Source organism: Alteromonas sp. OM2203 (assembly GCF_048517045.1).
Classification (GTDB): Bacteria; Pseudomonadota; Gammaproteobacteria; order Enterobacterales; family Alteromonadaceae; genus Alteromonas; species Alteromonas gracilis.
The window spans coordinates 2,449,273-2,474,346 of the sequence record NZ_CP183209.1; the positions used below are offsets into that span (position 1 = coordinate 2,449,273).

Sequence of the window (25,074 nt, forward strand, 5' to 3'; positions counted from 1 at the left end):
ACGGTTAAAACCTCACTATCTTGTGTTTGATTCAGCAAGCGATCCCAGCCCATTTTTGGGATCGCCAGATCGCAGCTTTACAAGTAGGTGAACGAACTCATCTGACTGTTGCGACAACAAGCTCGCTGGAAAAAAGCAGTAAACGAATTTAACAAGCAGTCTTTACTTCAAACTTTAGAGGTTTTGGTCTAGGCCGCTTTTGTGTGGGCTGTTATTTGGCGTGAGTCAATGTAAATAGCAGTAATTCATACAATAATTAAAATTAAAATGGGCAACACATAGCCCCGCATCAAGCGCTAACAGAAAAACGGCCAGTAACATGAACAACAACTTATTTGTTACCAAACGCAACGGTGAAAAAGAAACCATCGACTTAGAAAAAATTCATAAAGTCGTTACTTGGGCAGCCAAAGGCCTCAATAACGTTTCAGTTTCACAAGTTGAAATAAAAGCACAGATCCAGTTTTATGACGGCATAAACACAAGTGAGATCCACGAAACCCTGATCAAATCAGCGGCGGACCTGATCTCAACTGACGCGCCGGATTATCAATACCTCGCTGCGCGCCTAGCCATTTTTCATCTTCGCAAAAAGGCATATGGCCAGTTTGAACCACCTTCGCTGCTTACGCATGTAGGTAAAATGGTAGACATGGGCAAGTACGACAAGCACTTGCTTGAAGACTACACGGCTGAAGAATTTGCAGAAATGGATTCGTACATCGACCATTGGCGCGATATGAACTTTAGCTATGCGGCGGTAAAGCAGCTTGAAGGTAAGTACTTAGTACAAAACCGTGTTACTGGCGAAATTTACGAAAGCGCACAGTTTTTGTATATCTTAGTGGCGGCATGCCTTTTCGCAAATTATGACAAAAACACGCGTATGGATTATATCCGTCGCTTCTATGATGCTGCTTCAACGTTCAAACTGTCTCTACCTACGCCTATCATGGCCGGTGTGCGCACGCCAACACGTCAGTTTAGTTCATGCGTACTTATCGAGACGGGCGATAGCCTAGACTCAATTAACGCAACGGCAAGCGCTATTGTTAAATACGTAAGCCAGCGTGCTGGTATCGGCGTAAATGCAGGTCGCATTCGTGCACTTGGTAGCCCTATCCGCGGTGGTGAAGCATTCCATACTGGCTGTATCCCGTTTTACAAATACTTCCAGACTGCCGTTAAAAGCTGTTCACAAGGCGGTGTTCGTGGTGGTGCAGCAACACTCTTCTACCCGATTTGGCATATGGAAGTCGAATCTTTATTGGTTCTTAAAAACAACCGTGGTGTAGAAGAAAACCGTGTACGTCACTTAGACTATGGCGTTCAGTTCAATAAACTGATGTACCAACGTATGATGAAAGACGGCTACATTTCATTGTTTAGCCCGTCTGATGTACCTGGTCTTTATGATGCATTCTTTGCCGACCAACAGAAATTCGAAGAGCTTTACGTTAAATATGAAAACGACGATAGCATCCGTAAGAAGCAAATTAAAGCTATGGAACTGTTCAGCCTGTTCATGCAAGAGCGTGCCAGCACAGGTCGTATTTATCTTCAAAACGTTGACCACTGTAATACGCATAGCCCATTCAACCCAGAAGTGGCGCCAGTACGTCAAAGCAACCTTTGTCTTGAAATTGCGCTTCCTACTAAGCCGTTGCAGCACGTTAATGATGAAAACGGCGAAATTGCATTGTGTACGCTATCTGCATTCAACCTTGGCGCAATTAAGTCACTAGATGAGTTCGAAGAACTTGCCGATCTTGCTGTACGTGCACTTGATAACCTTCTCGACTATCAAGACTATCCTGTTCCGGCGGCATACAATGCTACTATGGGGCGTCGCACATTAGGTGTCGGTGTTATCAACTTTGCTTACTACCTTGCTAAAAACGGCGTTAAATATTCAGATCACAGTGCGAATGGTCTGGTTCACCGTACATTTGAAGCAATGCAGTACTACTTATTAAAAGCGTCGAACAATCTTGCGAAAGAGAGAGGTGCGTGTCCTAAGTTTAATGAGACAACGTATTCGCAAGGTATTTTGCCAATCGACAGCTACAAGAAAGATCTTGATAGTGTGTGTAATGAACCGCTTCATTACGACTGGGATGCGCTTCGTGAAGAAATTAAAACTCACGGCTTGCGTAATTCTACGCTGTCAGCATTGATGCCATCAGAGACATCTTCACAGATTTCTAACGCGACGAACGGTATTGAGCCACCACGTGGATTCATCAGTATCAAGTCGAGTAAAGATGGTGTGCTTAAGCAAGTAGTACCTGAGTACGAAACTTTAAGAGATCAATATGAGCTACTTTGGGATATTCCTTCGAACGATGGTTACCTACAACTTGTTGGTATCATGCAGAAGTTTATTGACCAAACTATCTCAGCAAATACAAACTATGACCCAAGCCGTTATGAAGGTAATAAGGTACCAATGAAGCTTCTGCTCAAAGACCTTCTTACCACTTACAAGCTTGGTGTTAAGACACTTTATTATCACAATACTCGCGATGGTGCATCAGACACCTCAGCGCTAGACGCAAAAGCAAGCGAGCCTATGCCACGCCAAGAAGAGGTGGTTGTAGAGGAAGATGATGATTGTGCAGGCGGCGCGTGTAAAATTTAATACGCGCTCACCTGTTTAAGTGGCAAGTGTATAAAAGGATATTACCGCACTTGCCCTTAACGTTTCGCAGCAAGAACACAAACAATAATACGCGTTAATCATTAAGTTTTTAGTTAGGCTATCATGAAATACACTACGTTTAATCAGCAAAGTACTAATCCATTGATCGAACCGATGTTTTTCGGCAACCCCGTAAACGTTGCACGTTACGATCAACAAAAACATGCCATTTTCGAAAAGCTTATTGAGAAACAAATTAGCTTTTTTTGGCGTCCTGAAGAAGTTGATGTTTCTCGTGACCGCGTTGATTTTCAGAAATTAACCGATCCAGAAAAACATATCTTTATATCAAACCTTAAGTATCAGACTCTTCTGGATTCGGTACAAGGCCGCAGTCCAAACATTGCATTTTTGCCCATTATCTCGCTACCTGAGCTAGAAACCTGGGTTGAAACATGGTCTTTCTTTGAAACGATCCACTCTCGTTCATACACGCATATTCTTCGGAACTTGTTTTCAGACCCGAGTGAAATTTTTGAAGATATCGTAGTGAATGACGAAATTAAGCGCCGCGCTGCTGATATCTCTAAGTACTACGACGACCTCATTTTTGCCACTCAGCTATGGCAAACGCAGGGTGAAGGCATTCATACCGTTAACGGTACTGCCTACACGGTTAACATGTACGAGCTCAAAAAGAAGCTGTTTCTATGTATGAACTCGGTAAACGCACTTGAGGCTATCCGTTTCTATGTGTCCTTTGCTTGTACCTTTGCATTTGCTGAACGTAAGTTGATGGAAGGTAATTCAAAGATCATTCGTTTGATAGCCCGTGATGAAAACCTTCATCTCTCATCAACACAGCATATTCTTAATCTTTGGGCTAAGAGTAAAGACGACCCAGAAATGGCACAAATTGCAGAAGAGTGTAAAGACGAAGCTCGTGCTATTTTCATGAATGCCGTTGAGCAAGAGAAGCAATGGGCAGATTACCTGTTTCAGAACGGTTCAATGATTGGACTTAACAAAGAGATCCTTTGCCAGTATGTTGAATACATCGCAAACCAGCGCATGTCTGCTATAGGCCTAGATGCGCCGTTTGATATCAGCAGTAATCCGCTACCTTGGATGAATAACTACCTGAATTCAGACAACGTTCAAGTTGCTCCTCAAGAATCTGAAATTAGCTCTTACCTTGTTGGTCAGATTGACTCAGCGGTAAGCGAAGACGACTTTGCCGATTTTGAGCTGTAAAATTACAGCTTGATGAGTAGTAATGAAAAATTCGTCCGCATCGACGTGGTCGATGTGGGCGCGATTCATGCCCCTTCTGATAAAACCATTCTAAGCGCCCTTGAGGCAGCGGACGTTCATATTCACTATCACTGTCGTGAAGGGTTTTGTGGTGCGTGCCGAAGTAAGCTTATAGAAGGCGAAGTTGAGTATACTACCGACCCCCTTGCTTTCATCGATGACGACGAAATTCTTCCCTGCTGCTGCGTTGCCAAATGCCCTTTAACCATTAAAGTTCCTCTCTAGGTCTCTAATCTCTGGGCCCTAATTTCGTAAACAAAGAGCATCTCGCTTTTTGGCGTTCTCTAAAGCAGCTTTATTTACCGTTATCGCGCACAACGATTATGAATTAGCGACTCCAGCTTTAAATGTCTCTTTTTACTGGTCTTCTTCCCTTTTACTTAAGCAGTAGCGCTCCCACTTTCCCGCTATCAATTTCTAATGAAAGTAATCCACTTCAACATCTGTACGTAGGAACTGTCACTAATCAAACGTAAGGAAAATGTTATGAGTGAAGTATCTGGAAAAGTTGTCATTATTACTGGCGCGAGCAGCGGGCTTGGAGAGGCTACTGCGAAAATGCTTGCAGGCAAAGGCGCCAAATTGGTCCTTGGTGCCCGTCGTGAGGAGCGTCTTAGAAAACTCGTTGACGATATTGAGTCATCTGGTGGCGTAGCAACTTACAAGACCGTAGATGTCACGAAAAAGGAAGAGGTACAAGCACTCGCAGATGCAGCAATTGAAGCTTACGGACGAATTGATGTCTTAGTGAATAACGCAGGTCTCATGCCTCTTGCACCACTGGATGAATTGAAAGTGGAAGAATGGGAGCAAATGATAGACGTAAACATCAAAGGCGTTATGTACGGCGTTGCTGCAGTGCTAAAACCAATGCGTGAACAAAAAAGTGGCCACATCATCAACCTATCATCGGTTGCGGGCCATGTGGTGTTTCCCGGTGCTACTGTTTATTGTGCTACGAAGTTTGCAGTAAAAGCGATTAGTGAAGGTATTAGAAAAGAATCTAACGGCCAGATTCGCTCAACGAATATCTCGCCAGGCGCCGTCGCTACTGAACTGACTGACCATATCTCTCACAAAGATTCCAAGCAAATGGCGGACGATATGTATGACGATGCCATAGATGCAGATGCTATTGCCCGCGCGGTGACCTTTGCAATTGAACAACCTGGTGATGTTGATATAAACGAAATGATTATCAGGCCTACGAATCAGGAGCTATAGTTCTGACTTTTTTATGACTAGCACTAGTCAATCATTGATAGCAAGGTCTGCTCTAGGCAGGCTTTGTTCTTCTTTACTACTGTACCTTTTCAATCGCATACAATTCTTCATCAATCATCTGTAGACGAGTAGCTACAACGGCTCTCGCATCAAAGACCCCTTTGTTGTAAAACGATGCACCTATTTCTTTACCAATGAAATCAAGAAGAAATTCGCCATCAAATTGACCGAGATCCACCCCCAATTCACTATCAAAATATCGTTGCAACTTGGCGACTAATGCTTCTTTTTCCTCTCGCGTAAACTCAATATCACTCATAATCACTCCTCGACATTATTTCTAAACTTGACCGTCCTTTGCTATTACTCAAAGCTTGGCGTTCGGTAAACATATGCGACCCAAGCAATGTCAACGTTAACATGACAATCATTATAACTTTAGATCTTTAGGCCAAAAATTTCGTTTTGGTACAGGTTTCGCATTACTTCTTCCACATCAGTATTTTTAATTTTCAACATTAATTAAAAATTGTTTTAAATACCGGGCCTAAATGCGCTCGAACCGAAAGCGTCGCTGCTCTAGGATCCATGAGTAACATGATTGACTAAGTTGAAGATGCAGGGCTTTTAAGTAACTTGAGAGGTGAACAATGAAAATTTTACCCATTCTAGGTATTGCAGCCGCTATATCGTTAAATAGCTTACCCGCTACCGCTAATCCAACCAACCCGCATGAGGGTAACTCACTACCACCAGGTATAGAAAAAAAATATGAGCGGACAGGAGAACTCCCCCCAGGTTGGGAAAAAAAGTTAGATGTTGGCAAACGTCTAGACCGTGATATTTACGGCCATGCTCGCGTTGTTGTGCCATTAGATAACGACGGCTTAATTACCGTTCGTATTGAAAACAAAGTGGTAAGACTTATTCAAGCCACAAGAGAAATAGTTGAAATCTTAGATTAACATTGATGATGTTTTAGCAAGGGCGCCGCATCGTGCGCCCGATAGTTCATTTTTACTTATTATTTACTATCAACATTAGAAAATTGACTTAGCCCTCCTCCCAAGTAATATCGACTGCTATCAAAGCTCTTTTTAGTTTCTCGAATTTGCTTTAATACTTTGAGCACAACATGCGATGAAGCAATAAGTCTGCTACAAATAAAATGCTTTCACCGTCAAACCAATGTTGTCAATGCTAAGACCTAAAAGCCCCTATGGGACTTTATAAAATCTTAAAAACGAAATAATAATCAGGAATAGATAATGGCAGCTAACGCACTGTTTAAACCTTATTCACAAGGTAATCTTTCACTAACTAATCGTATTGTAATGGCGCCGATGACGCGTCAATTTTCTCCCAACGGCATTCCAACGGCTGACGTTGCAGCGTACTACAAACGTCGGGCACAAGGTGGAACAGGCCTTATTATTACTGAAGGAACAACGGTTAACGATAAAGTCGCAACGATGGATAAAAACATCCCTCAATTTCATGGAGAAGAAGCGCTGACAGGTTGGAAACATGTAGTTGATGAAGTGCATAGCGCGGGTGGAAAAATAATGCCTCAATTGTGGCATGTTGGTATGGCTCGTGTTGCAGAAAAAGCGCCCTACCCTGAACTTCCAAGTGCAGGGCCTTCTGGTCTCTTCAAGCCAGGTAAGCAAGGCGCCGAGCCTATGACTGTTGAGCATATTGAATCTGTAATTGCAGCATTCGCTCAGGCTGCTTCCGACGCAAAAGCCATTGGCATGGACGGAATAGAAATACACGGTGCTCATGGTTATCTTGTTGACCAATTTTTCTGGGAAGGCACGAACCAACGCACTGACAGTTGGGGTGGCAGCATGGAAAACCGTGGCCGTTTTGCTGTTGAGATTATCAAAGCTATTCGAAGCGCAACTTCGCCCGACTTCCCTATCGTACTTCGTTATTCACAATGGAAACAACAAGACTACACCGCGCGTCTAGCACAATCACCCCAAGAATTAGAAAAATTTTTGACTCCATTGAGTGAGGCTGGCGTCGATATATTCCATTGTTCTCAGCGACGCTATTGGGAAAATGAATTTGAAGGTAGCGAGTTAAATCTTGCGGGTTGGACGAAAAAGCTAACTGGAAAACCTACGATAACCGTTGGATCGGTGGGACTGAATGATGATTTCTTCGGTGCCTTCAAAGGTCAAGGCTCAGATACTCGTTCCGTTGACGATCTGCTTGAACGTCTAAACGCTGAGGAATTTGATTTAGTTGCTGTGGGTAGAGCGCTGCTTCAAGACCCTAATTGGGCGAATAAGATAAAAGAAAACCGAACAGAAGCGCTTGAAACATATTCGGGTCAATCGCTTGCAACGCTCTCTTAAACGCTCTGGCAAGTTTATGACTAGCGCAACGCCTGTTGCGCTAATGTGCTATAAGAAAAGACTCGAAATCCGCCTCGGATAGTGGTCGAGCAATCAGATAACCTTGCGCGTAATCACACCCCATACGCTTTAAGATGTCATACTGCTCCTGTGTTTCCACACCTTCTGCAACCACACTAATTCCAAGCTTTTTAGCTAGCACGATGATGGCCTCGCACAGTACTTTATCGTTGCTCACGTCCGTCATAGACTTTACAAAGCTTTTGTCTATTTTGATGTAATCGGTAGGGAATTTCTTAAGATAGGAAATAGACGAGAAGCCTGTACCAAAGTCATCAAGTGCGATATCGACACCAGCCTGCCTAAATTCAAACAGCTTTTTAGACACCATATCATTCGCTTCCATTAGCAAGTTTTCCGTAACCTCTAAAAGAATGGAGCGCGCTGATATGCCTCTATCCAACAGTAAATTCAGCCACTCAGTGATATTCGACTCTGCGTTAAAATATTGGCTCGGTGATGTATTAATACTTATTTGTAGTTCGCTACAAAAGCGCGACTTCCAATGCTTGATATTCCTGCACACTTCATCGAAAACCCAATTACTAATTTCAATAATAAGTCCCGACTCTTCGGCAAGTGGAATGAATTCGTCTGGCGGGATCCTGCCTTTTTCTGGATGCTGCCATCTTAGCAATGCCTCAGCTTTCACAACCTTTTTACTGTCAAAGTTACAGATAGGTTGATACTCAATAAACAACTCCTTGTTCTTTACGGCGTAACGCAGGTCATTGAGTAAGGTGATCCTTTTAATAGCCGCCGTCTGCATTTCATGAGTGTAATACTGATAACTATTTTTTCCTTTACCCTTGGCGCCATACATTGCCTGATCAGCATTCTTCAATAGGTTAGTTACATCACGACCATCATCAGGATAGATAGTAATTCCTAAACTTGCGCTAGAGTGAACTCTTTGAAGGTCCAACATATATGGTTTGGCAATAGCATCCAGTATCTTTTGAACGACAGCTTCGACGGAGCTCAATCCAGAAATACCGTTGAGTATAATAATGAACTCATCGCCACCTAGCCGAGATACAGTATCTTTTGCTCGCAACGCCTTTTTTATACGTTCTGCGCACTCGACCAGTAATTTATCACCAAGATCGTGACCAAGTGCGTCATTAATATCTTTAAAGTTGTCCAAATCTAGAAAAATTACTGCGACTTTCTCTTCATCACGGTCAGCCGAAACCATGGCAAGTTGCAGGTGATCTAGCATTAAATTACGATTAGGTAGGCCAGTTAACACATCGAAATTAGCCTGCTTCCAGATAAGCGCTTTGGCCAACTCTCTTTCCACAGCAATACTTGCGATATGTGCAAACTGCCCAATTAAAATGATCTCTTCGGACGACGGAACGGCTTTTTCTTTATGATAGATAGCGAACGTTCCGATAACTTGACCTTTAGAGTCTTGAATGGGTTGTGACCAACATGAGCCTACACCAGCTTTTTCTGCCAGACCCTTCCATGCAGCCCAAAAGGGATGCGTGCTGATATCTTCTACAATAGTCAGTGTGTTGGTTGCTGCGGCATTTCCACAGGAACCAACACCAACACCTATCTCAACGCCATTAATAGCTTCGTTATAAAAATCAGGCAGTGACGGCGCAGCCCCTTTTTTAAGCTTGCCATCCTCTAACAATAATATACTGCATATCTGTTCTGAAAATTCAGTTTCAATGGCATACACAATGTCGTTGAGCACAACTTGTAAAGACACTGCATTAACTACTTTTTCGAGTATGGCACTTCTTACACGCGTTATTTTTTGCGTGCGAGCAAGACGACGCTGATACTCTTCCAACTGATTAGACAATTCAGTAACCTGTTGCCGCTGAAGCTCTGATTCGACGAGTTTGCCTAAATTGCCTAATTGTTCAATGCTTGTTTCATCAAACTGTTTTGCTTCGGTATCAAAAACACACAATGCTCCAACGGGTTGGCCTTCTGCCATGAGTTGGACCCCAGCATAAAAACGAATATGTGGGCAGCCAGTTACGTAAGGGTGATTTCTAAAACGTTTGTCATTGCAGGTATCAGTAACGACCAGCACTTCATTTTGTGCGATAGTGTGAGCGCAAAATGAAAGTTCACGGGCGCTTTCACCCAAGTCAAGATTAACTGAAGACTTAATCCACTGCCTTTCGGCGTCAATAAAGGTAATTGTCGCGAAATGACATCCAAAGATGCTTGACGCTAATCGGGTTAATCGATCAAAGCGTTCTTCCGGCAGGGTGTCGAGTAACCCCAGTCGTTCTACCGCTTTAACTCTTTCATCATCGTTTAAAATGGGTGGGGGTAATTGCAAAACTTACTCCTTCGCAAAGGGAACGCCCGCCGTCAATGTTTAGCGTTTATACCCATGGGTATTATCCTATGTTCATGTCGGAGAGTATTCTCTATTCGATACTCTTAAACGCCGGAACAGAAAAGTACTTATATATCAGAATTTGAACAATTAAATTTTTCACGTTGATTAAGAAAAATCGTATTCACTAGAGTATCACTCAAAAACGCTTCAAGTATTGCCCATTAGTATAATGGCTTTTTAATATACAACCAGAAAAAGGAAATGTTAAACGCCTAATGATAGCGAGACGTGTTATCACTATTTTCTAATTACGAGCGAAATGCCGCCTAGCGTAATGATAGAAGCGATCAATATTTGCATTGTCAACGCCTCGCCTAAGACTATCCATCCCATAATCGAAGCGAGTACGGGAACACTCAACTGCACCGTGGCCGCGGTTGTCGATTTAACGAGCGGCAAAGCGCTATACCAAATTGCATAGCCGCACCCTGATGCAAAAATGCCCGAAGTAAGCGCATAATAAATTCCGACTTTATCTTGCGTAAACCCACCCAAATTTAGGTACGAAACAACCAGTATAGGAATACAAAACAAAGCAGCATAAATAAAGTTGCCCGACGTAGACATTAGTGCAGACGCACTTCTTTTACCTAACAGAGAATATACTCCCCACGCAACACCTGCGGTCGTCATTATAATACCTGACATTAAAGATGGCGCCGAAGCTCCCGGAAGAAGTAGGATGATCAACCCCGCAAACGCTAACACAAAACCAAGCCACTGCAGCTTCTCAAATCGTTCTCCCTTGAACAGGCCCACTGATATCATCGTTAGCTGGACAGCACCGAACAGTAACAAGGCCCCAGTGCCGGTTGACATAGAAATATATGCGTATGAGAAACATATTGCATAAACAAACAGGGAGACACCACCAAGCACACTAGCATTGCTGTTTAGGTCATGCCAAAATTTTATTGGTGTCTCAACGTTGCTCTTTCGGCTTTGTGATATTAACGAGAGAACGACTAAAGCTATGGCACCGCTCATTAAACGCAATATAGTAAAGCTGGCAGGGTCTATCGACGTATTGGCAAGTGCCATTCGACACAACAGTGAATTGGCCGCAAATGCAACCATAGCCAAAGTTACTAATGAAAAAGTCTTAAACACAGATTCATTCCTTAATACGCTCTCATTTTTCTTTATCTACAATAGCTTATTTAGATATAGCGATGGAAGCAGGTTGTTTAACGTCACGTCTGTGTGCCTTCAAATTACTAGGGAGATGCTAAATCGTTATGTCCGTACTCTTTGTTGTGCCACCACGATATAGAACCATTGTACCTGCGGTAACACGCAGCGATTACGAACATTTTAACTCTCGCTGAGTGCGTAATGACCTATGCGGACGGGTATAACTTATTCGCAAATCCGGAATAAAAAAGAGGACCTTTTGGTCCTCTTTTTGAAAATTAACTGAAGAAGTGGTTCCAGTTATAGCGATAAGCCTAAACGTTCTGCCACTTCTATGTAGGTCTCAACAACAGACCCTAAGCCTTGTCTGAATCTGTCTTTGTCCATCTTCTTACGGGTATCTTTATCCCACAGTCGACAACCATCTGGCGTAAATTCATCACCTAAAACGATGTTGCCATCTTTATCAACGCCAAACTCTAGTTTGTAGTCCACAAGTAACATACCCGCTTCATCAAACAGCGCTTTTAGCACGCTGTTCACTTTGAACGTTAATGCTTTCATCTCAGCAATTTGAGACTCTGTGGCCCAGCCAAACGATAAAATATGGTAATCATTAACCATAGGGTCGTGCAGCGCATCGTTTTTAAGGAAAAACTCGAAAATAGGTGGATTCAGTTCTTTGCCTTCCTCAACACCTAGTCGGCGAACCAATGAACCTGCAGACAAGTTTCTCACCACACACTCAACGGGGATCATGTCGAGCTTTTTAACTAAAGACTCAGTATCAGACACCAGTGCTTCAACTTGCGTTGCAATACCAGCCTCTTCAAGCTTCGTCATAATAAAGTGATTAAACTTATTATTCACTTCACCCTTGCGATCTAACTGCTCAATTTTTTCACCGTCAAACGCCGAAGTGTCGTTTCTAAAGTGAAGGATCAATTTATCGCTATCATCAGTGTAATAAACAGTTTTTGCTTTACCGCGGTAAAGCTCGTCGCGTTTTTCCATTCTCAGTCTCAGTTATATATCAAGATTATCTTCTGACATGACCTCAGCAAAGGCGCTGTAAAGGTCGGAAACCTGATTTGCTTCAAACGGCACGCTTTCATTATTCATGAAAGTCACTGATGTGCGATTTGCACCCGCTTTTGCAACTTTCAAACGATAATCGCCCTTCTTAAGGAGTTGATCATCGCCTGAGAATAAACCATCCCACCAGCTACCTTGATCTCCATTATAGGTGACAAAGAGCAGGCCGTTAGATTTATCTAAATCTTTTACATCAAAACCAAGTTTGCGCAGCACAAGCAACATTCTAGGCCACGCTACGTCATATTGCGCTTCAACAATGTAAGCGGCGTCGCCGTCGTCATTGAAGCCCATCTCGGTTTGAATACCTTGACGTATACGCGCAATGCGTCGAGTTTCAGCCAATTGAATTTGGTACTCGTAATGACCAATCACTTGATTAAGCACCTCGACTTCTTCTCGTCGCTCTTCCATAGAGGATACTTCAGCAATGACGTCGCCATTCAAGGTTTGCATGTAATCTTTAAGATCTACCGTAAGCGCAGCACTTCGTCCATGTGGTTTGACGTCTAGTTTAAACTCGAAACGCTCACCTATTTCACTTTCTTCATCAGTGAAACTGTACCAGGGCCCATCGATTTCTTTTTTAATCACTATCCAGTCAGTAACCAGCACTTTTTCTTCAGGGCTGAATTTATCAACACCAATACCCTGCTCATCCAAGAAGCTTAATAGCGAATTCCAAATAGCTTGGCTTAACGGCTGACTGTCATCGACTTGGTCAAACCAAATCGTGGCTGAACTTTTACCTTCTTCAACATGTGAGCCAGTCACAAGGGGCAAAACTAAAGCTGGCGAGCGTACCATCAGTGACTTCCCAACAAAATCAGCATCAGCGTTCTCGCCTAATGCAGGTACTTCGAATTCCCGTGAGAATGTAGGCTTTTCTAGATCAGAAGGTACTTCTAACGACTTCTCTTCTTTCGTTTTTAAATATTCGTAGCTGCCCGACGCGGTCTTTCTATCTATTTGGCTTGAACAACCTGCAAGTGCAACCATCGCTACTGAACTTGCTATAGCCAGCGTTCTTTTCATCTGTGTTCCTTATTAACCAGAAATCAATGCGTATTTTTTTAGTAGTTCTTCGATACGTTTTTGGCTTGATAGTTCCGGTAAAACCATTGGTAAGCGCATAACAGCACTTTCCATCATGCCCATTTTATATAACGCCCACTTAGGCATTACTGGATTTGGCTCTATAAATAGTTCGCTGTGTAGCAACTTGATTGTTTCATCAATGTCGCGACACTTGTCAAAATCTTTAGCAAGCGCTGCTTCACACATTTGCGCAATGGCCTTGGGTACAATATTCGCCGTCACTGATATAACGCCGTGACCACCTTCACGCATAAATTCGCAGCTGGTGCCGTCGTCGCCGCTTAACAACACAAAATTATCCGGTACAAGAGGCTGCGTTGCTTTAAGACGTTCAATACTGCCAGTTGCGTCTTTCAAGCCAACAATATTCGAATGCGCAGATAATGTGGCAACGGTTTCAGGCAACATATCTGCTACTGTGCGGCCGGGCACATTGTACAAAATAACGGGTAAATCACTGGCGTCTGCAATCGCATTGAAGTGAGCAACCATACCGGCCTGCTGAGGCTTGTTGTAATAAGGTACCACGCTTAAAAAGCCGTCAATACCTGTTGAACCAAGCTGTTCCGTGAGGAATATTGCTTCTGCAGTAGAGTTTGCACCGCTACCAGCGATAACAGGTATTGCACCTGACGCAATAGCAACGGTTTCCTTGACTACATTTATATGCTCATCAAAAGGTAACGTTGCCGACTCACCAGTAGTACCAACTGACACTATACCGTGAGTACCCTGCTCTACATGAAACTTCACAAGTTTCTCTAAAGACTTGTAATCAATGTCGCCGTTTTCGAGCATCGGCGTGACGAGTGCTACGTAACTACCAGTAAACATAATCTCTCCGCAAAATGTGAGCGCACATGGTAAATATGTCAGTGCTTAAACACAAGTAATAGCGCATGTAAAATGACAAGAATTTGACAATATCTTATTCAAAGGCAACAAAAATGCACTGACTTCTAAAAAAACTCTGTGCTAACATCCCGTCATTGTTACCATTGAAGTGAAGTAGATGTCGAAACACCAACTTATCGTCACCATTCTGGGTACAGACAATACGGGCATATTAAGTGAAATTGCTACGACAGTATCAGAAGCGCAGTGCAATATTCTTGATAGTCGACAAGCCATATATGGCAAAGAGTTCTCTTTGACCATGATTATTGAAGGGACACAAAGCGCAATTACCAAGGCGGAGTGTTTTCTTCCAGCTCTGTTCCAGCGACTTAATTTGCTATCGATGATGAAGCGAACAAGTCACCATGAAAAACAGAACTTAGCCCATCTTTTTAACGTTGAATTTAGTGGTGAAGATGCTGCGGGTCTTATTAAGTCTGTAACTGGCTTTTTTGCAGAACGATACGCCATGATAAGCGCATTTCGGCAGCGCACTTTTAAGGATAAAGTAACCGGTAAGGACAATATGCGATGTAAATTCGTGGTCTCTCTCCCTTCCGATGAAAACGTGGACAGTTTAGAAACTGATCTAATGGCCCTGTTTGCTTCGTTAAACGTGACGGGCAAAGTAGTAGACAAACAGAAAAAGGATCCCAATGAAAACGTTACAAGCTGGTGATGTTGCGCCGCAATTCTCATTGCAGAACCAAGATGATCAAACCGTTTCCCTTAGCGATTTTAAGGGCAAAAAAGTATTAGTGTATTTTTACCCTAAAGCCATGACGCCAGGATGCACCGTTCAGGCACAGGGTTTACGAGATGTAAACCAAGAACTCCAAGATAAAAATGTGGTTGTTCTTGGGATTAGTCCTGATGCAGTTAAACGTCTCCCAAAGTTTATCGAGAAAGAAAACCTGAATTTTACGCTGCTTTCTGACGAAGACCACGCCGTTGCAGACGCGTTTGGCGTATGGGGCCCTAAAAAATTCATGGGCAAAGAATATGATGGCATTCACCGTCTAACATTCTTGATTGATGAAAATGGCGTTGTGGAACACGTATTTAATAAATTTAAAACAAAAGACCACCACACCGTGGTTTTAGATTACTTAAATAGCTAAGACCACTTGGCACGATATTCAAAAAAGCCTCGGGCGTTTAAAACGCCCGAGGCTTTTTTATTTGTCATCACATTGTCATCATCACAATCTTCATGGCATTTGAAGCAACTTTGACAACGTTATCCAGCTTGTTCAGGTATGACAACTGGATTACTCGACCAAGCCGTTATCACAGCCTTAACCAGCGTGGCCAATGGAATAGCGAAAAACACGCCCCAAAAACCCCACAAACCACCGAACACTAATACCGCGACAATAATATAAAGGGGATGCAAACTTACTGCTTCGGAGAAAAGCAGCGGCACCAATAGGTTGCCGTCTAATGCCTGAATAATGCCGTAAGCTATCATTAAATACCAAAACTCTGGGGATATTCCCCATTGAAACATCGCTACCACCGCCACGGGGATGGTTACCACAGCCGCGCCGATGTAGGGAATAAGTACAGAAAAGCCAACCAACACACCAAGTAGTATTGCATAGCGCAGATCCATCAACACAAACGTGACGCAACTTACTGCACCGACAATAATGATCTCAATGACTTTACCGCGAATATAGTTAGCAATTTGCGCGTTCATTTCGTGACCAACTTGGGTGATTAGCCGGCGCTCTTTTGGTAGCAAACGAGATATGCTCTCTAAGAAGAAAAGCTTATCTTTCAACATGAAAAATACCATTAAAGGCACGAGTACCATGTATACAAGCAGCGCAGCAAAGTTGGCAATGTTACTAAACGATGCGGAAATAAGGGTTTCGCCCACTTCAACAAGCTTTTCGTTAAGCCCTTCCATCATTTGATGTATTTGATATACCTGCACATAGTCAGGATATTTTTCAGGTAGCGTTAATATCCACTCTTGGGCCTTTTGCCAAATAAGTGGAGTCTCTTGGATAAGATTAACGCTTTGTTTTGATATGATGGGCACTAAACCGATAAGCGTAAAAATGGTGATGGTAATAAAACCTAACATCACGATCCCGCAAGCAACGGTTCTTCCCACGCCAATATTTACCAGTCTGCAAACCGGCCAATCTAGTAAATAGGCAATCACTGCCGCTACCAGCACCGGCATGATTAATCCGCCCCATAACAGCAAGACGGCCGTAGTTAAGAGAATAAGAATAAGCAGCATCGCTGCATCAGGATCGGAAAATTTGCGTCGGTACCAACGACCAAAAACGCTAATCATATAAACGCCCAGAAATTACTAAGAATAGGACACGCATCATAGTTGATAGCACTAGCAGTTAGCAATAAGGAGAACTTAAGAATCTTTGAAAATCAAACTGGTATGATGATTTCATCGTATGTAATGTTGGGTATTAAGCTGTTTTTAAGTAAATATTGTTAAAAGAAACAGAGTTTGCTTCAAATAACATAGTATAAGCGAGACAACTTCGGCATTATGTCTATCCAAGATGAATGTATGTTAGAAAAAAATAAAATTTGAAACTGTTTAGCAACTTAGCGCTCTAAGCGTTATGCAGTATTAACCGTGTACAATGATTGTAGGTTCATGAGAAAAAAGTTTTCAGCATCTTTGTTTGCCCTTTCCTTCATGCTCACTTCGAGCTTAACGGCTGTTGCACAAGATGCCAAATACAGCAATAAAAACGCGCTTCCTGAAATTGGCGTTGTTGCCTCAGATGCCATATCACTCGATAAAGAGATGATTGTGGGCGACGCCGTTATGCGTCAAATGCGCGGACAAAGTCCTGTTATATCAGACCCTGTGTTGGACGAATACTTGCAGGATTTAGGAAACCGTTTAGTTGTTCATGCCGACAATGCTAAATTTCCCTTTGAATTTTTTTGGGTGAACAATGATGCGATTAATGCCTTCGCATTTTTTGGCGGACACATTGGCGTTCATACCGGGTTGATGCGGCGAGCAGAAAATGAAAGTGAATTAGCCTCCGTGCTAGCGCACGAAATTTCGCACGTTACTCAAAGACACATTGCCCGGCGGATGCAGGCGCAGCAGCGTTCATCACCGCTGGCGTTGGCGTCACTTATTGGTGGTGTGCTTATTGCCATGGCTAATCCAGAAGCAGGTATTGCAGCAATGCAGGCCGGCTCTGCAGCATCTGCTCAGCTACAAATTGATTATACCCGAACCAATGAGCAAGAAGCCGACCGGATTGGTATCTCCATGCTAGCTAGAGCAGGCTTTGACCCTACTGCTGCCGCGTCATTCTTTTCTACCATGGCCGAAGAGTACCGGATGGTCTCACGACCACCTGCGCGCCTTCTTACGCACCCATTAACGGAAACGCGTATTGCTGATGCAAGAAGTAGAGCTGGAGACTACCCGCGCAGATATCTCCCTATCAATAAGCAATTTGAGTTGGCCAAAGCACGTATCAAAGCCCGTTATTCATTCAAAGCCGATTACGCGGTTGAATATTTTGAAGCCGCAGTGCAACAAAACGTTCAGCGCAGTAAAGAAGCATCACTTTATGGGCTGGCACTGGCCTACATGCGCGAAGAACAAACCGAGAAAGCCAAAAATATAATGGACGAGCTTATTGCAGGTGATAGCAATAACCTTTTCTATCTTGACGCTTTGACCGACATTTATATTTCGCTCGGTGAACCGCTTAAAGCTGTCGAATTGCTGAGCCCACACGTTACACATAACCCTCGAAATCAAGTATTGGCACTTAATCAAGCGAATGCATATATCAGTGCACAAAAGTACGACGATGCAATTTCCTTGCTTAAAGACTTTTTACTTGTGAAGAAAGATTATCAAATTGCGCATCAACTAATGAGTGAAGCGTATCAGAAGTCTAAGCGCTTTTCTCAAATGCATCAGAGCAAAGCTGAAGTCTATGCCCTCTACGGCGCCTATAACCGTGCAGTAGATGAGTTACAGTATGCCTATAACTTTGCTGGCGAAGACCATTTAGAAAAGCAACGAATAAGGGCACGAATAAAGCAGTTTAGAGACCAGGAAGAAAGGCTAGAAAGGCTTTAGCGCCTTTCCCTTGTTAATTAGCGCCTTTGAGTATTTCGAGGCGCTGTTTTAAGTTATCAGCGGTTAACTCTCCCATAATGGTATCAATTACCTTCCCGTCTGGCCCAATGATAAATGTGGCTGGCAAGTAAGGTGGCTTTTTCATCGGCAGTTTCGTGTTTTGTGAACTGACGATGACAGGAATGGTAATATTAAACTCCTTTGTCATTTCAGCCAGTTCGCTTGCAGATTTGGGGTCGTAATTAATCGCAAAAAGTTGCGTTTTTTCTGGCAACGATGAATTGAAAATCGCTAATTCGGGCATTTCACGAAGGCATGGTGCGCACCATGGGGCGAAATAATTTACGACTATCCACTGCCCTTCTAACCCTTTCCAGCGGTATGTTTTTCCATCTAAAGTTTCAAAATCGTGCTGAAGGTATTGATAGGTAAATAAACCGGCGAGAGCTGCACTCGCTATTAATAACGTAAAGACGAAGAGTTTGGCTTTCGCAACAGTGGATTGGGTGTCTGATACACTCATATTAGGTTCTTATTCGTTTAATAGCGCTACCTGTAAATATAGTGCCAGATTCCGTTTTTTATCTCTATTCTAATTTAAACCAACCAACGCGCGTTGATAACTCACCTCCCCCTATTTCCGTTTGTAGATAGTTGCACGCTCTATGCCACTTAACGGTAAACTGCTTGATATTCTTCGGCAAAAACGCAATAGTTCGCGCCAATTCAAAGGATCACTCAAATAGGAGCATCTATGACGGCCATTACGATTATCCATAACCCGCGCTGCTCAAAGAGCAGACAAACCCTTTCTCTTTTGCAAGAGCAAGGCATCTCGCCCGTTATCGTTGAGTATTTAAAGCGCCCTCTCTCAGTTCAAGAACTAAAAGATATATTTAAAAAACTTAACGTTGAATCGGTCAGAGAGATGATGCGTACAAAAGAAAACGAATATAAAGACGCCAATTTAGGTGACAGCACAGTAAATGACGATGCGTTATTCGAGGCAATGTCATCGACACCAAAGTTAATAGAACGTCCAATCGTTGTTAACGGTGATAGTGCGCGAATTGGCCGTCCACCCGAATCAGTCTTGGAAATACTATAGTGCATCCTATACTCGTTCTTTATTACAGCCGCCATGGCAGCACCAAGCGACTGGCCGATGCCATCGCACAAGGTGTTTCTTCTGAGGATATGCCGGTTATTGTGCGCACAGTGAAGCGTATTCACGACGTACAGGATGAGGACACCGAGGCGAATGCGTCAGATTTGGTTCCAGAAGTCACGCTTCAAGAACTTGAACAGTGTAGTGGCCTGGCGTTAGGTAGTCCTACACGTTTTGGCAATATGGCTGCGCCAGTGAAACACTTTTTAGATTCGACCAGCAGTCAATGGTTAAAAGGTTCGCTTATAAATAAGCCTGCATGTGTATTTACTTCTTCTTCATCCATGCATGGCGGCCAGGAATCTACGCTTCTTTCAATGATGATCCCGCTTATGCATCATGGCATGGTGATTTGCGGCTTGCCGTACAGCGAGCCGGAATTGCACAGCACAACAACGGGCGGTTCGCCCTATGGCGCAACGCATGTGGCACATTCAGGGCAAAAAACACCTGAAAGGCTCAGCGCAGATGAAAAGGCATTATGCCTTGCGCAGGGCAAGCGTCTGGCCATGCTGGCGAAAAAACTCGAGCAGAAAACCTAATAGCGAAATTTTAAAGACAATTTGAAACACAATTTCATCGGAGAATTAACATGGCATCAGATACGCGTTTTTTTCGCTATCTAGCACTCATCAGTCACACTGGGCTTATTGTTTGGATAACATTATGGCAATTTACGTTTACTAAAATGCATACGTACTCGCCCCTATTTATTGCCCTATTTTATATTTTGCCTTTATTGTTACCTTATTGGGGCGTATTGAAGGGTAAGCCATATACACATGCGTGGGCTAACTTCGTCGTTCTTTTTTATCTTATTCACGGATGTACTGTAGCCTATGCCGTTCCTGATGAACGTTGGTATGCTGTGGTAGAAATACTGTTGTGCACGGGTATGTTCGTTGGCTGTGCCGCATTTGCAAGAAAACGTGGCAGAGAACTTGGCTTAGGTATAAAAAAGCTAAAAGACGAAATGGAAGAAGAGAAAGCGCGCTTTGAGCAGGGCTCGCAGTAATACTCAGAAATAACACTCAGAAATAATGCTCAGAAATAACACTCAGAAATAATACCCAGTAATGTGCAAGTGCGGGGCCTACAGTGTTGAATTTTACGAGGGGTTAAAATGAAGTGCAAAGTACCAGTGTTAGTGTGGTGTGTAGTACCATTAACGTTACTTACCGCCTGTGGCGGCTCAGGCTCTGACAATAATGCCCCACCTTCAACGCCCACAGCGCCCTTGTCGATAAACATTTTAGGCGCTGAAAATGCGAAAGCTGGTGATTCCGTCGATTTTGCTGTGTCAGCGCCAGCGGGTGCAGAGATAAGCAGCATAGAATGGCAAGTGACAGGCCTCTCACAACAACCGCTCAACGCGCATACACAAACTATTGGTTTCGACGCACTTTCTGCCGGTAGTTACGACATTACGGTTAACGCTGAGCTTGTAAATGGCTCTCGGTTGACTGACAGTATCACGCTACAGGTCGCCGAAAATAACGCACCACTGGCAGCTTTACGCCTCGGGCATGAAGCCTCTGAGGGCGGTCGCGTTTCCTTGCGTGTAGATACAGTAAACGCAGGTAACTTAGCGATCACTGCCATTGAATGGCGTCAGAAGTCCGGACCATCAGTGAGTCAATTTACCTTTGATGATGGCGATTACTCTCACTCAATTTATTTTCAAGCGCCTAACGTCAATAGCGATAGCGTAATAGAAATAGAAAGTACCGTTATGTTGTCTAATGGCGAGGCGCTTACGGACACAGCGCAAGTACTTGTAAAAAATATTGATATCAACAATAACGGATTTTTTGTAGACGACGAAACAGGTCTTCCCGAAACCGTTAGCGCCCACATGATGCCCTATCGCACGAACAGCCCCTACGCCGACGCGCTAAAAGCGTGTGTTTACAATAATCAGGTGGCAAATAGCTGCTCGTTTTCAAGCTTACCACTGATCGGACAGGTGACTGAAAGCCCAACCATAGACGATATTTTAGATAGAACGTATGTTTCTCACCCTTGGATGGGTGATGCTTTCAAAGACTTTTTGGAAACTTCAGCCACCCAAGAAGATATGCTGAAGCTTTTTCGAGCAACAACGGCCGTGGTTATCTCATACGATATTCGCCCCTCGTTTTATTGGGTGGCTACGGGCGCTATTTATCTGGACGGGAATAATTTTTGGCGAACCCCACAAGAACGGGATACGTTGAATACGCGCCCAGACTATAGGAGTGGTTTCGGCAACGAACTCGACTTTACTACAACGTGGCGCTACGTGAAAAATGGCGAATATTATTTTCCAATTATCAGCACATCAAATGTAGCCCAACGGCAGCCTAGAAACGGAGCTGATGTTGAGGCGGCGCTGAGCTACCTTTTGTATCATGAACTCGCGCACGCCAACGACTTTTTTGACTATACCGAGTGGCAACAATTAAATGATAGCGCAAGCCCGCTTTCGTCTTATGACGACCGCTCCCCAATTTCAACAGGGTTGACGTCTGCTCTGCCTCTTACTTCTTCTCAACTACACGCACTGGCGGACGTAAGGTTCGGCGGCGCTACAGCATCTAATGCGCAGCGTAATTACACTGCACAACAAGTTGCCAATTGGTTTGAGGACGATGGTGCGGTAGATTTCTATGCTTATTTCACCGAACGCGAAGACCTTGCTATGCTCTTTGAACGCTTTATGATGCTTTACCGCTTGAGCGCCGAAGCAGACGTTGGCGTATTTACACGGGATACGCTGGATGATGGCACTTTTGTACCGACCTGGGCGCAGCGCAATCGCATAAGTGATGATAATGTCACCATGCGCCTCGACTACGTAGCAAGTAGGTTGTTGCCTGATTTGGACGTTCCTACCATTCAGGCTTCATTGCCTGCTCCTTTCATGCTCCCTACCAACATTACTTGGCGTGACTCTGCATCTAGTGTGAACCCAGATGAACAAGTAGCTGGTGTTAGCGTATTTATTGATGCTGCCGAACCAATAGTTGACGTAGACGAAGATAATACCATGACGGTTAGTGAAGAATTCAAAACTACATCACGATTTAACGACAGAAATGGGCATCGGTAAGGTATTGTTTATTGAACGAGTTTGTTGCGTTTCAGTTGGTTGATGAAAGTGTCGGTAATATAGCCTTTAAAGAGTCACTGTTCACCGAGATCCAATTCTCGCTTAACCATAGCAACTGAAAGCCGCTTTTGTTCTTGCAATGAACGGGTATCTAATCGTGCCAGTAACGACATCAAGCTTTTTAAATCGCGTTCACTGTGATGTAAAAGAAACTGTCGCGCTTGTTTAGAAAGTTTCAAGCCGCGTTCTTCCGCACGAAGGCGAACCGCTTCTTCTCGCCCTGCATCATCAAGTCGATTTACATGATATATCACACCCCAAGCAAGACGGGACCGCAGATCGGGAAGTATAAACGCAGGGTTGGACGGGCCTAGGTGGCTAGTACATATAACCAATGCACGCTTGGTTTCGACAACCCTGTTTAGCAAGTCAAATAGTGCTTCTTCCCACACCATATCACCGGAAATTGCGTGAATATTATCGAGCGCAATAAGTGAGAGGTTTTCAAGCCCCTCAAAAATGTCGTGTGACCATGACTGGTAATCATTTAAATTGAGATAGAGGTGACTTACTGCTTTATCGGCCAATTGATGACACGTGGCGAACAGCAAATGACTTTTACCAGTAGCACTGCTTCCTAATAGAGTGAGCAAGGGTAACTGCAGTGACGATAATGGCCCTAACTCGTAAGACTCCCGCCAATATGGAAGCCCAGCAGCGATCTGCTCAAGTATCGAAACCACTTCTTCATTGCCCGTATTAACGAAACTATCGAAGTTCTCGTCAACGGGTAGCGTTACAGGCAAAGGCAGTTGCATGCTAAATTAGTTACTCCAATAGAAACTGTGCCCTTCAACGGTTTGTCCGTACGCATCAGTAACAGGACGAAGTTTACTCTCAAGTTTTATACTGTTGAGTAAATCGTCATAGGTGCCAATTAGTGTCAATGAATAAGTGGCCACAGTGCCTGATTGCTCAATTAACGATGCGTTTTCGATAACGCTTAAACTGTTGAGATAATCAGTTGCGGAGGCATAGCTGCTTATTGATCCAATGTTAGCGATTGATACATTTACCACTTCACGCTCTGACGCCTCAATGCCAACGATGGCATAAAGAGAAGAGAGGTAATTTGAGTAAGCATCAATGAGTTGACTACCTAATGCTTCGGGAGAATCCCCATAAATACTGCCGTAACTGACCTTGCCTCCGCCTATGAACACCCAATCAAGTGCGTATTCACCTTCGCTAGCACGTTTCGCATAATCAGCAAATTCATCCATGGTAAATGGAAGGGTTGTGTTGCTGCTGGTATCAATCAGTGAAGGCGTCACGCTATCCGACTGCTTGCTTGGAGTGTTTTCTTGTAACGTGTTGTACTGAGTGGCATGCTGATCTTGCATGGGGTTTATTTCGCTACTAAATCCGTCTTGCCCGCCTGCTGAAGGCTCCGAAGTACCTGCTGAAGGCTCAGAAGATTCAGTCCCCTGCTCATCGCTTTGTGTTTCATCAAGAAGCACATCATCTAGTGATTCAACAGTTCCCGATGGCACAACATTTTCAGGCAGGTCTGGAATTGCACTGGCGTCATTGCGATATACGCGAGCCCCTATGATGTTATCTACGCTGTAACGAGCGGACGCCTTGCGCAATGGACCGGCGAAACGCCCCCATACGTCATAAGAAGAAATATTCACACTGTCGGTGAGATCCATTAGCGGTAAACTAAGGGGAACGCCTCGCTCTTTTGCCGTTTGTTTAAGGGCACGCTGTAGTTCAGTGTCTAGTGACTCATCTAAAATGACTCTGGCGTCGTTATCGTCTTCTTTGGCCAGCCACACAATAGTCTCTGGACGCCTGTCCCCCCATAGTGGAAGCATTTCTCTTTGAAGTAATTCGTTAAGCTTAGGTTGGTCAAATTCGGCGACGTAGTAAGTTTTGCCGTTCTCGAAAGAAAAACGGTAAGAGCGAAGCAAAGACTGAGGTGACGTTAGCACAGCACGAACGCCGGCATTTTCTAATACACCTGTACTTCCAGACATTTTCACGAGTACTTGCTGTAATGCCTTTTTCTGGGCAGCTTGTTGAGTTCGCTGAGATTGGTCTTCCACCTGAATCTGCGCTTCGTTTACCACAATACGCTGAGAAGCCAGTGCAGGGCTTGTATAGCTCAGCAGTGCAATCAATGAAAGACCTAAAATACATTTAGAGCGTTGTCTCTTTTTGTTGGTCCCACTGATATTGCGTTTTACTGCCGTTAACATTGACACTCCATACTCTCTCAAATCAAATCCTTACCTAGCTAACCCGCCATTAATCGACTATACCGCTGCGCGATAAAACGATTTAACTGCCGCACTGCATGCCCCTACCTTTGAGGCGAAACATTTTATAAAGCAAGATGTTCACCAAAAGTAGCGTTCTATTGTCTTTTATATTGCATTTAATTTCATCCATAAAATAAAAAAGATCAAAAAGCACATAAAATAGCCGTCACAAATTGG

At 43.7% G+C, this 25,074-nt stretch carries 23 protein-coding genes; 13 read left to right on the forward strand and 10 right to left on the reverse strand.

All coding sequences use genetic code 11. From position 1 onward, the window contains the following. The first annotated feature begins 319 nt into the window (after positions 1-319). The 4 genes from nrdA (at position 320) to ACM0P2_RS10950 (ending at position 5,179) form a co-directional block, all read left to right on the forward strand. Positions 320-2,641, forward strand: coding sequence for a class 1a ribonucleoside-diphosphate reductase subunit alpha (gene nrdA / locus ACM0P2_RS10935; protein WP_159119112.1), 2,322 nt, complete (start codon positions 320-322; stop codon positions 2,639-2,641). A gap of 123 nt (positions 2,642-2,764) precedes the next feature. Next, on the forward strand, positions 2,765-3,895 hold the full coding sequence (gene nrdB, locus ACM0P2_RS10940; protein ID WP_159119114.1) for a class Ia ribonucleoside-diphosphate reductase subunit beta: 1,131 nt from the start codon (positions 2,765-2,767) through the stop codon (positions 3,893-3,895). A 12-nt stretch (positions 3,896-3,907) separates the two neighbouring features. Then, positions 3,908-4,180 carry a class I ribonucleotide reductase maintenance protein YfaE gene (gene yfaE / locus ACM0P2_RS10945; RefSeq protein ID WP_159119116.1) on the forward strand — a complete coding sequence of 91 codons (273 nt, stop codon included), beginning with the start codon at positions 3,908-3,910 and terminating at the stop codon, positions 4,178-4,180. 261 nt (positions 4,181-4,441) lie between these two features. Further along, positions 4,442-5,179: an SDR family oxidoreductase gene (locus ACM0P2_RS10950; RefSeq protein ID WP_159119118.1), complete on the forward strand. Its 738-nt coding sequence runs from the start codon at positions 4,442-4,444 to the stop codon at positions 5,177-5,179. A 76-nt stretch (positions 5,180-5,255) separates the two neighbouring features. Here the strand turns inward: ACM0P2_RS10950 and ACM0P2_RS10955 are convergent, their stop codons facing one another. Beyond that, positions 5,256-5,498 (reverse strand): DUF2164 domain-containing protein, encoded by a 243-nt coding sequence (locus ACM0P2_RS10955; protein WP_120959140.1) that lies wholly within the window; start codon positions 5,496-5,498, stop codon positions 5,256-5,258. Between the two features lie 331 nt (positions 5,499-5,829). Here ACM0P2_RS10955 and ACM0P2_RS10960 point away from each other — a divergent pair, with 331 nt between their 5' ends. Together ACM0P2_RS10960 and ACM0P2_RS10965 are read left to right on the forward strand one after the other, a co-directional pair. Continuing rightward, entirely contained in the window at positions 5,830-6,144 is a 315-nt protein-coding gene (locus ACM0P2_RS10960) for a hypothetical protein (protein ID WP_159119121.1), read from the forward strand. A gap of 303 nt (positions 6,145-6,447) precedes the next feature. Next, a complete protein-coding gene (locus ACM0P2_RS10965; RefSeq protein ID WP_159119123.1) occupies positions 6,448-7,545 on the forward strand; it encodes an NADH:flavin oxidoreductase in 1,098 nt (365 codons plus the stop codon). Positions 7,546-7,585: 40 nt separating this feature from the next. Here ACM0P2_RS10965 and ACM0P2_RS10970 read toward each other — a convergent pair whose 3' ends face one another. The 5 genes from ACM0P2_RS10970 to dapA all read right to left on the reverse strand — a co-directional run bounded on the left by ACM0P2_RS10970 (position 7,586) and on the right by dapA (position 14,143). After that, a complete protein-coding gene (locus ACM0P2_RS10970; protein WP_159119125.1) occupies positions 7,586-9,919 on the reverse strand; it encodes an EAL domain-containing protein in 2,334 nt (777 codons plus the stop codon). Positions 9,920-10,219: 300 nt separating this feature from the next. Continuing rightward, a complete protein-coding gene (locus ACM0P2_RS10975; protein ID WP_159119127.1) occupies positions 10,220-11,092 on the reverse strand; it encodes a DMT family transporter in 873 nt (290 codons plus the stop codon). Positions 11,093-11,416: 324 nt separating this feature from the next. Continuing rightward, a complete protein-coding gene (gene purC, locus ACM0P2_RS10980; RefSeq protein ID WP_159119129.1) occupies positions 11,417-12,130 on the reverse strand; it encodes a phosphoribosylaminoimidazolesuccinocarboxamide synthase in 714 nt (237 codons plus the stop codon). A 12-nt stretch (positions 12,131-12,142) separates the two neighbouring features. Beyond that, a complete protein-coding gene (gene bamC, locus ACM0P2_RS10985; protein WP_173358546.1) occupies positions 12,143-13,246 on the reverse strand; it encodes an outer membrane protein assembly factor BamC in 1,104 nt (367 codons plus the stop codon). A 12-nt stretch (positions 13,247-13,258) separates the two neighbouring features. Then, entirely contained in the window at positions 13,259-14,143 is an 885-nt protein-coding gene (gene dapA / locus ACM0P2_RS10990) for a 4-hydroxy-tetrahydrodipicolinate synthase (protein WP_159119133.1), read from the reverse strand. Between the two features lie 178 nt (positions 14,144-14,321). Here dapA and ACM0P2_RS10995 point away from each other — a divergent pair, with 178 nt between their 5' ends. Beyond that, entirely contained in the window at positions 14,322-14,885 is a 564-nt protein-coding gene (locus ACM0P2_RS10995; RefSeq protein ID WP_159119135.1) for a glycine cleavage system protein R, read from the forward strand. Further along, positions 14,863-15,327: a thioredoxin-dependent thiol peroxidase gene (gene bcp / locus ACM0P2_RS11000; protein WP_159119137.1), complete on the forward strand. Its 465-nt coding sequence runs from the start codon at positions 14,863-14,865 to the stop codon at positions 15,325-15,327. Before ACM0P2_RS10995 ends, bcp begins: the two co-directional genes overlap by 23 nt. Before the next feature lie 119 nt (positions 15,328-15,446). Here bcp and ACM0P2_RS11005 read toward each other — a convergent pair whose 3' ends face one another. Next, positions 15,447-16,520 (reverse strand): AI-2E family transporter, encoded by a 1,074-nt coding sequence (locus tag ACM0P2_RS11005; RefSeq protein ID WP_159119139.1) that lies wholly within the window; start codon positions 16,518-16,520, stop codon positions 15,447-15,449. A 327-nt stretch (positions 16,521-16,847) separates the two neighbouring features. Here ACM0P2_RS11005 and ACM0P2_RS11010 point away from each other — a divergent pair, with 327 nt between their 5' ends. Beyond that, entirely contained in the window at positions 16,848-18,311 is a 1,464-nt protein-coding gene (locus ACM0P2_RS11010) for a M48 family metalloprotease (protein WP_105931409.1), read from the forward strand. A 13-nt stretch (positions 18,312-18,324) separates the two neighbouring features. Here ACM0P2_RS11010 and ACM0P2_RS11015 read toward each other — a convergent pair whose 3' ends face one another. Further along, the gene (locus ACM0P2_RS11015) at positions 18,325-18,834 is read right to left on the reverse strand and encodes a TlpA family protein disulfide reductase (RefSeq protein ID WP_159119141.1); all 510 of its coding nucleotides are present in this window, start codon (positions 18,832-18,834) and stop codon (positions 18,325-18,327) included. A gap of 231 nt (positions 18,835-19,065) precedes the next feature. Between ACM0P2_RS11015 and arsC the strand changes: the two genes are divergently transcribed. The 4 genes from arsC to ACM0P2_RS11035 all read left to right on the forward strand — a co-directional run bounded on the left by arsC (position 19,066) and on the right by ACM0P2_RS11035 (position 22,570). Then, positions 19,066-19,419 (forward strand): arsenate reductase (glutaredoxin), encoded by a 354-nt coding sequence (gene arsC / locus ACM0P2_RS11020; RefSeq protein ID WP_173358545.1) that lies wholly within the window; start codon positions 19,066-19,068, stop codon positions 19,417-19,419. Beyond that, the gene (gene wrbA / locus ACM0P2_RS11025; RefSeq protein WP_159119144.1) at positions 19,419-20,021 is read left to right on the forward strand and encodes an NAD(P)H:quinone oxidoreductase; all 603 of its coding nucleotides are present in this window, start codon (positions 19,419-19,421) and stop codon (positions 20,019-20,021) included. The genes arsC and wrbA overlap by 1 nt, the downstream gene beginning before the upstream one ends. A 50-nt stretch (positions 20,022-20,071) precedes the next feature. Next, the gene (locus tag ACM0P2_RS11030; protein WP_120959129.1) at positions 20,072-20,494 is read left to right on the forward strand and encodes a DUF2069 domain-containing protein; all 423 of its coding nucleotides are present in this window, start codon (positions 20,072-20,074) and stop codon (positions 20,492-20,494) included. A 108-nt stretch (positions 20,495-20,602) separates the two neighbouring features. Continuing rightward, entirely contained in the window at positions 20,603-22,570 is a 1,968-nt protein-coding gene (locus ACM0P2_RS11035) for a hypothetical protein (RefSeq protein ID WP_419226596.1), read from the forward strand. A 74-nt stretch (positions 22,571-22,644) separates the two neighbouring features. On the opposite strand, the gene hda is transcribed toward ACM0P2_RS11035, so the two are convergent. Continuing rightward, positions 22,645-23,388 (reverse strand): DnaA regulatory inactivator Hda, encoded by a 744-nt coding sequence (hda, locus tag ACM0P2_RS11040; protein WP_159119146.1) that lies wholly within the window; start codon positions 23,386-23,388, stop codon positions 22,645-22,647. A 6-nt stretch (positions 23,389-23,394) separates the two neighbouring features. Beyond that, the gene (locus tag ACM0P2_RS11045) at positions 23,395-24,834 is read right to left on the reverse strand and encodes a DUF2066 domain-containing protein (RefSeq protein ID WP_159119148.1); all 1,440 of its coding nucleotides are present in this window, start codon (positions 24,832-24,834) and stop codon (positions 23,395-23,397) included. Positions 24,835-25,074 lie beyond the last annotated feature (240 nt).

Coding starts and splice junctions, on each gene's coding strand:
- nrdA (WP_159119112.1), top strand. CDS start 320: ATGAACAACAACTTATTTGTTACCAAACGCAACGGTGAAAAAGAAACC.
- nrdB (WP_159119114.1), top strand. CDS start 2,765: ATGAAATACACTACGTTTAATCAGCAAAGTACTAATCCATTGATCGAA.
- yfaE (WP_159119116.1), top strand. CDS start 3,908: ATGAGTAGTAATGAAAAATTCGTCCGCATCGACGTGGTCGATGTGGGC.
- ACM0P2_RS10950 (WP_159119118.1), top strand. CDS start 4,442: ATGAGTGAAGTATCTGGAAAAGTTGTCATTATTACTGGCGCGAGCAGC.
- ACM0P2_RS10955 (WP_120959140.1), bottom strand. CDS start 5,498: ATGAGTGATATTGAGTTTACGCGAGAGGAAAAAGAAGCATTAGTCGCC.
- ACM0P2_RS10960 (WP_159119121.1), top strand. CDS start 5,830: ATGAAAATTTTACCCATTCTAGGTATTGCAGCCGCTATATCGTTAAAT.
- ACM0P2_RS10965 (WP_159119123.1), top strand. CDS start 6,448: ATGGCAGCTAACGCACTGTTTAAACCTTATTCACAAGGTAATCTTTCA.
- purC (WP_159119129.1), bottom strand. CDS start 12,130: ATGGAAAAACGCGACGAGCTTTACCGCGGTAAAGCAAAAACTGTTTAT.
- bamC (WP_173358546.1), bottom strand. CDS start 13,246: ATGAAAAGAACGCTGGCTATAGCAAGTTCAGTAGCGATGGTTGCACTT.
- dapA (WP_159119133.1), bottom strand. CDS start 14,143: ATGTTTACTGGTAGTTACGTAGCACTCGTCACGCCGATGCTCGAAAAC.
- ACM0P2_RS10995 (WP_159119135.1), top strand. CDS start 14,322: ATGTCGAAACACCAACTTATCGTCACCATTCTGGGTACAGACAATACG.
- bcp (WP_159119137.1), top strand. CDS start 14,863: ATGAAAACGTTACAAGCTGGTGATGTTGCGCCGCAATTCTCATTGCAG.
- ACM0P2_RS11005 (WP_159119139.1), bottom strand. CDS start 16,520: ATGATTAGCGTTTTTGGTCGTTGGTACCGACGCAAATTTTCCGATCCT.
- ACM0P2_RS11010 (WP_105931409.1), top strand. CDS start 16,848: ATGAGAAAAAAGTTTTCAGCATCTTTGTTTGCCCTTTCCTTCATGCTC.
- ACM0P2_RS11015 (WP_159119141.1), bottom strand. CDS start 18,834: ATGAGTGTATCAGACACCCAATCCACTGTTGCGAAAGCCAAACTCTTC.
- arsC (WP_173358545.1), top strand. CDS start 19,066: ATGACGGCCATTACGATTATCCATAACCCGCGCTGCTCAAAGAGCAGA.
- ACM0P2_RS11030 (WP_120959129.1), top strand. CDS start 20,072: ATGGCATCAGATACGCGTTTTTTTCGCTATCTAGCACTCATCAGTCAC.
- ACM0P2_RS11035 (WP_419226596.1), top strand. CDS start 20,603: ATGAAGTGCAAAGTACCAGTGTTAGTGTGGTGTGTAGTACCATTAACG.
- hda (WP_159119146.1), bottom strand. CDS start 23,388: ATGCAACTGCCTTTGCCTGTAACGCTACCCGTTGACGAGAACTTCGAT.
- ACM0P2_RS11045 (WP_159119148.1), bottom strand. CDS start 24,834: ATGTTAACGGCAGTAAAACGCAATATCAGTGGGACCAACAAAAAGAGA.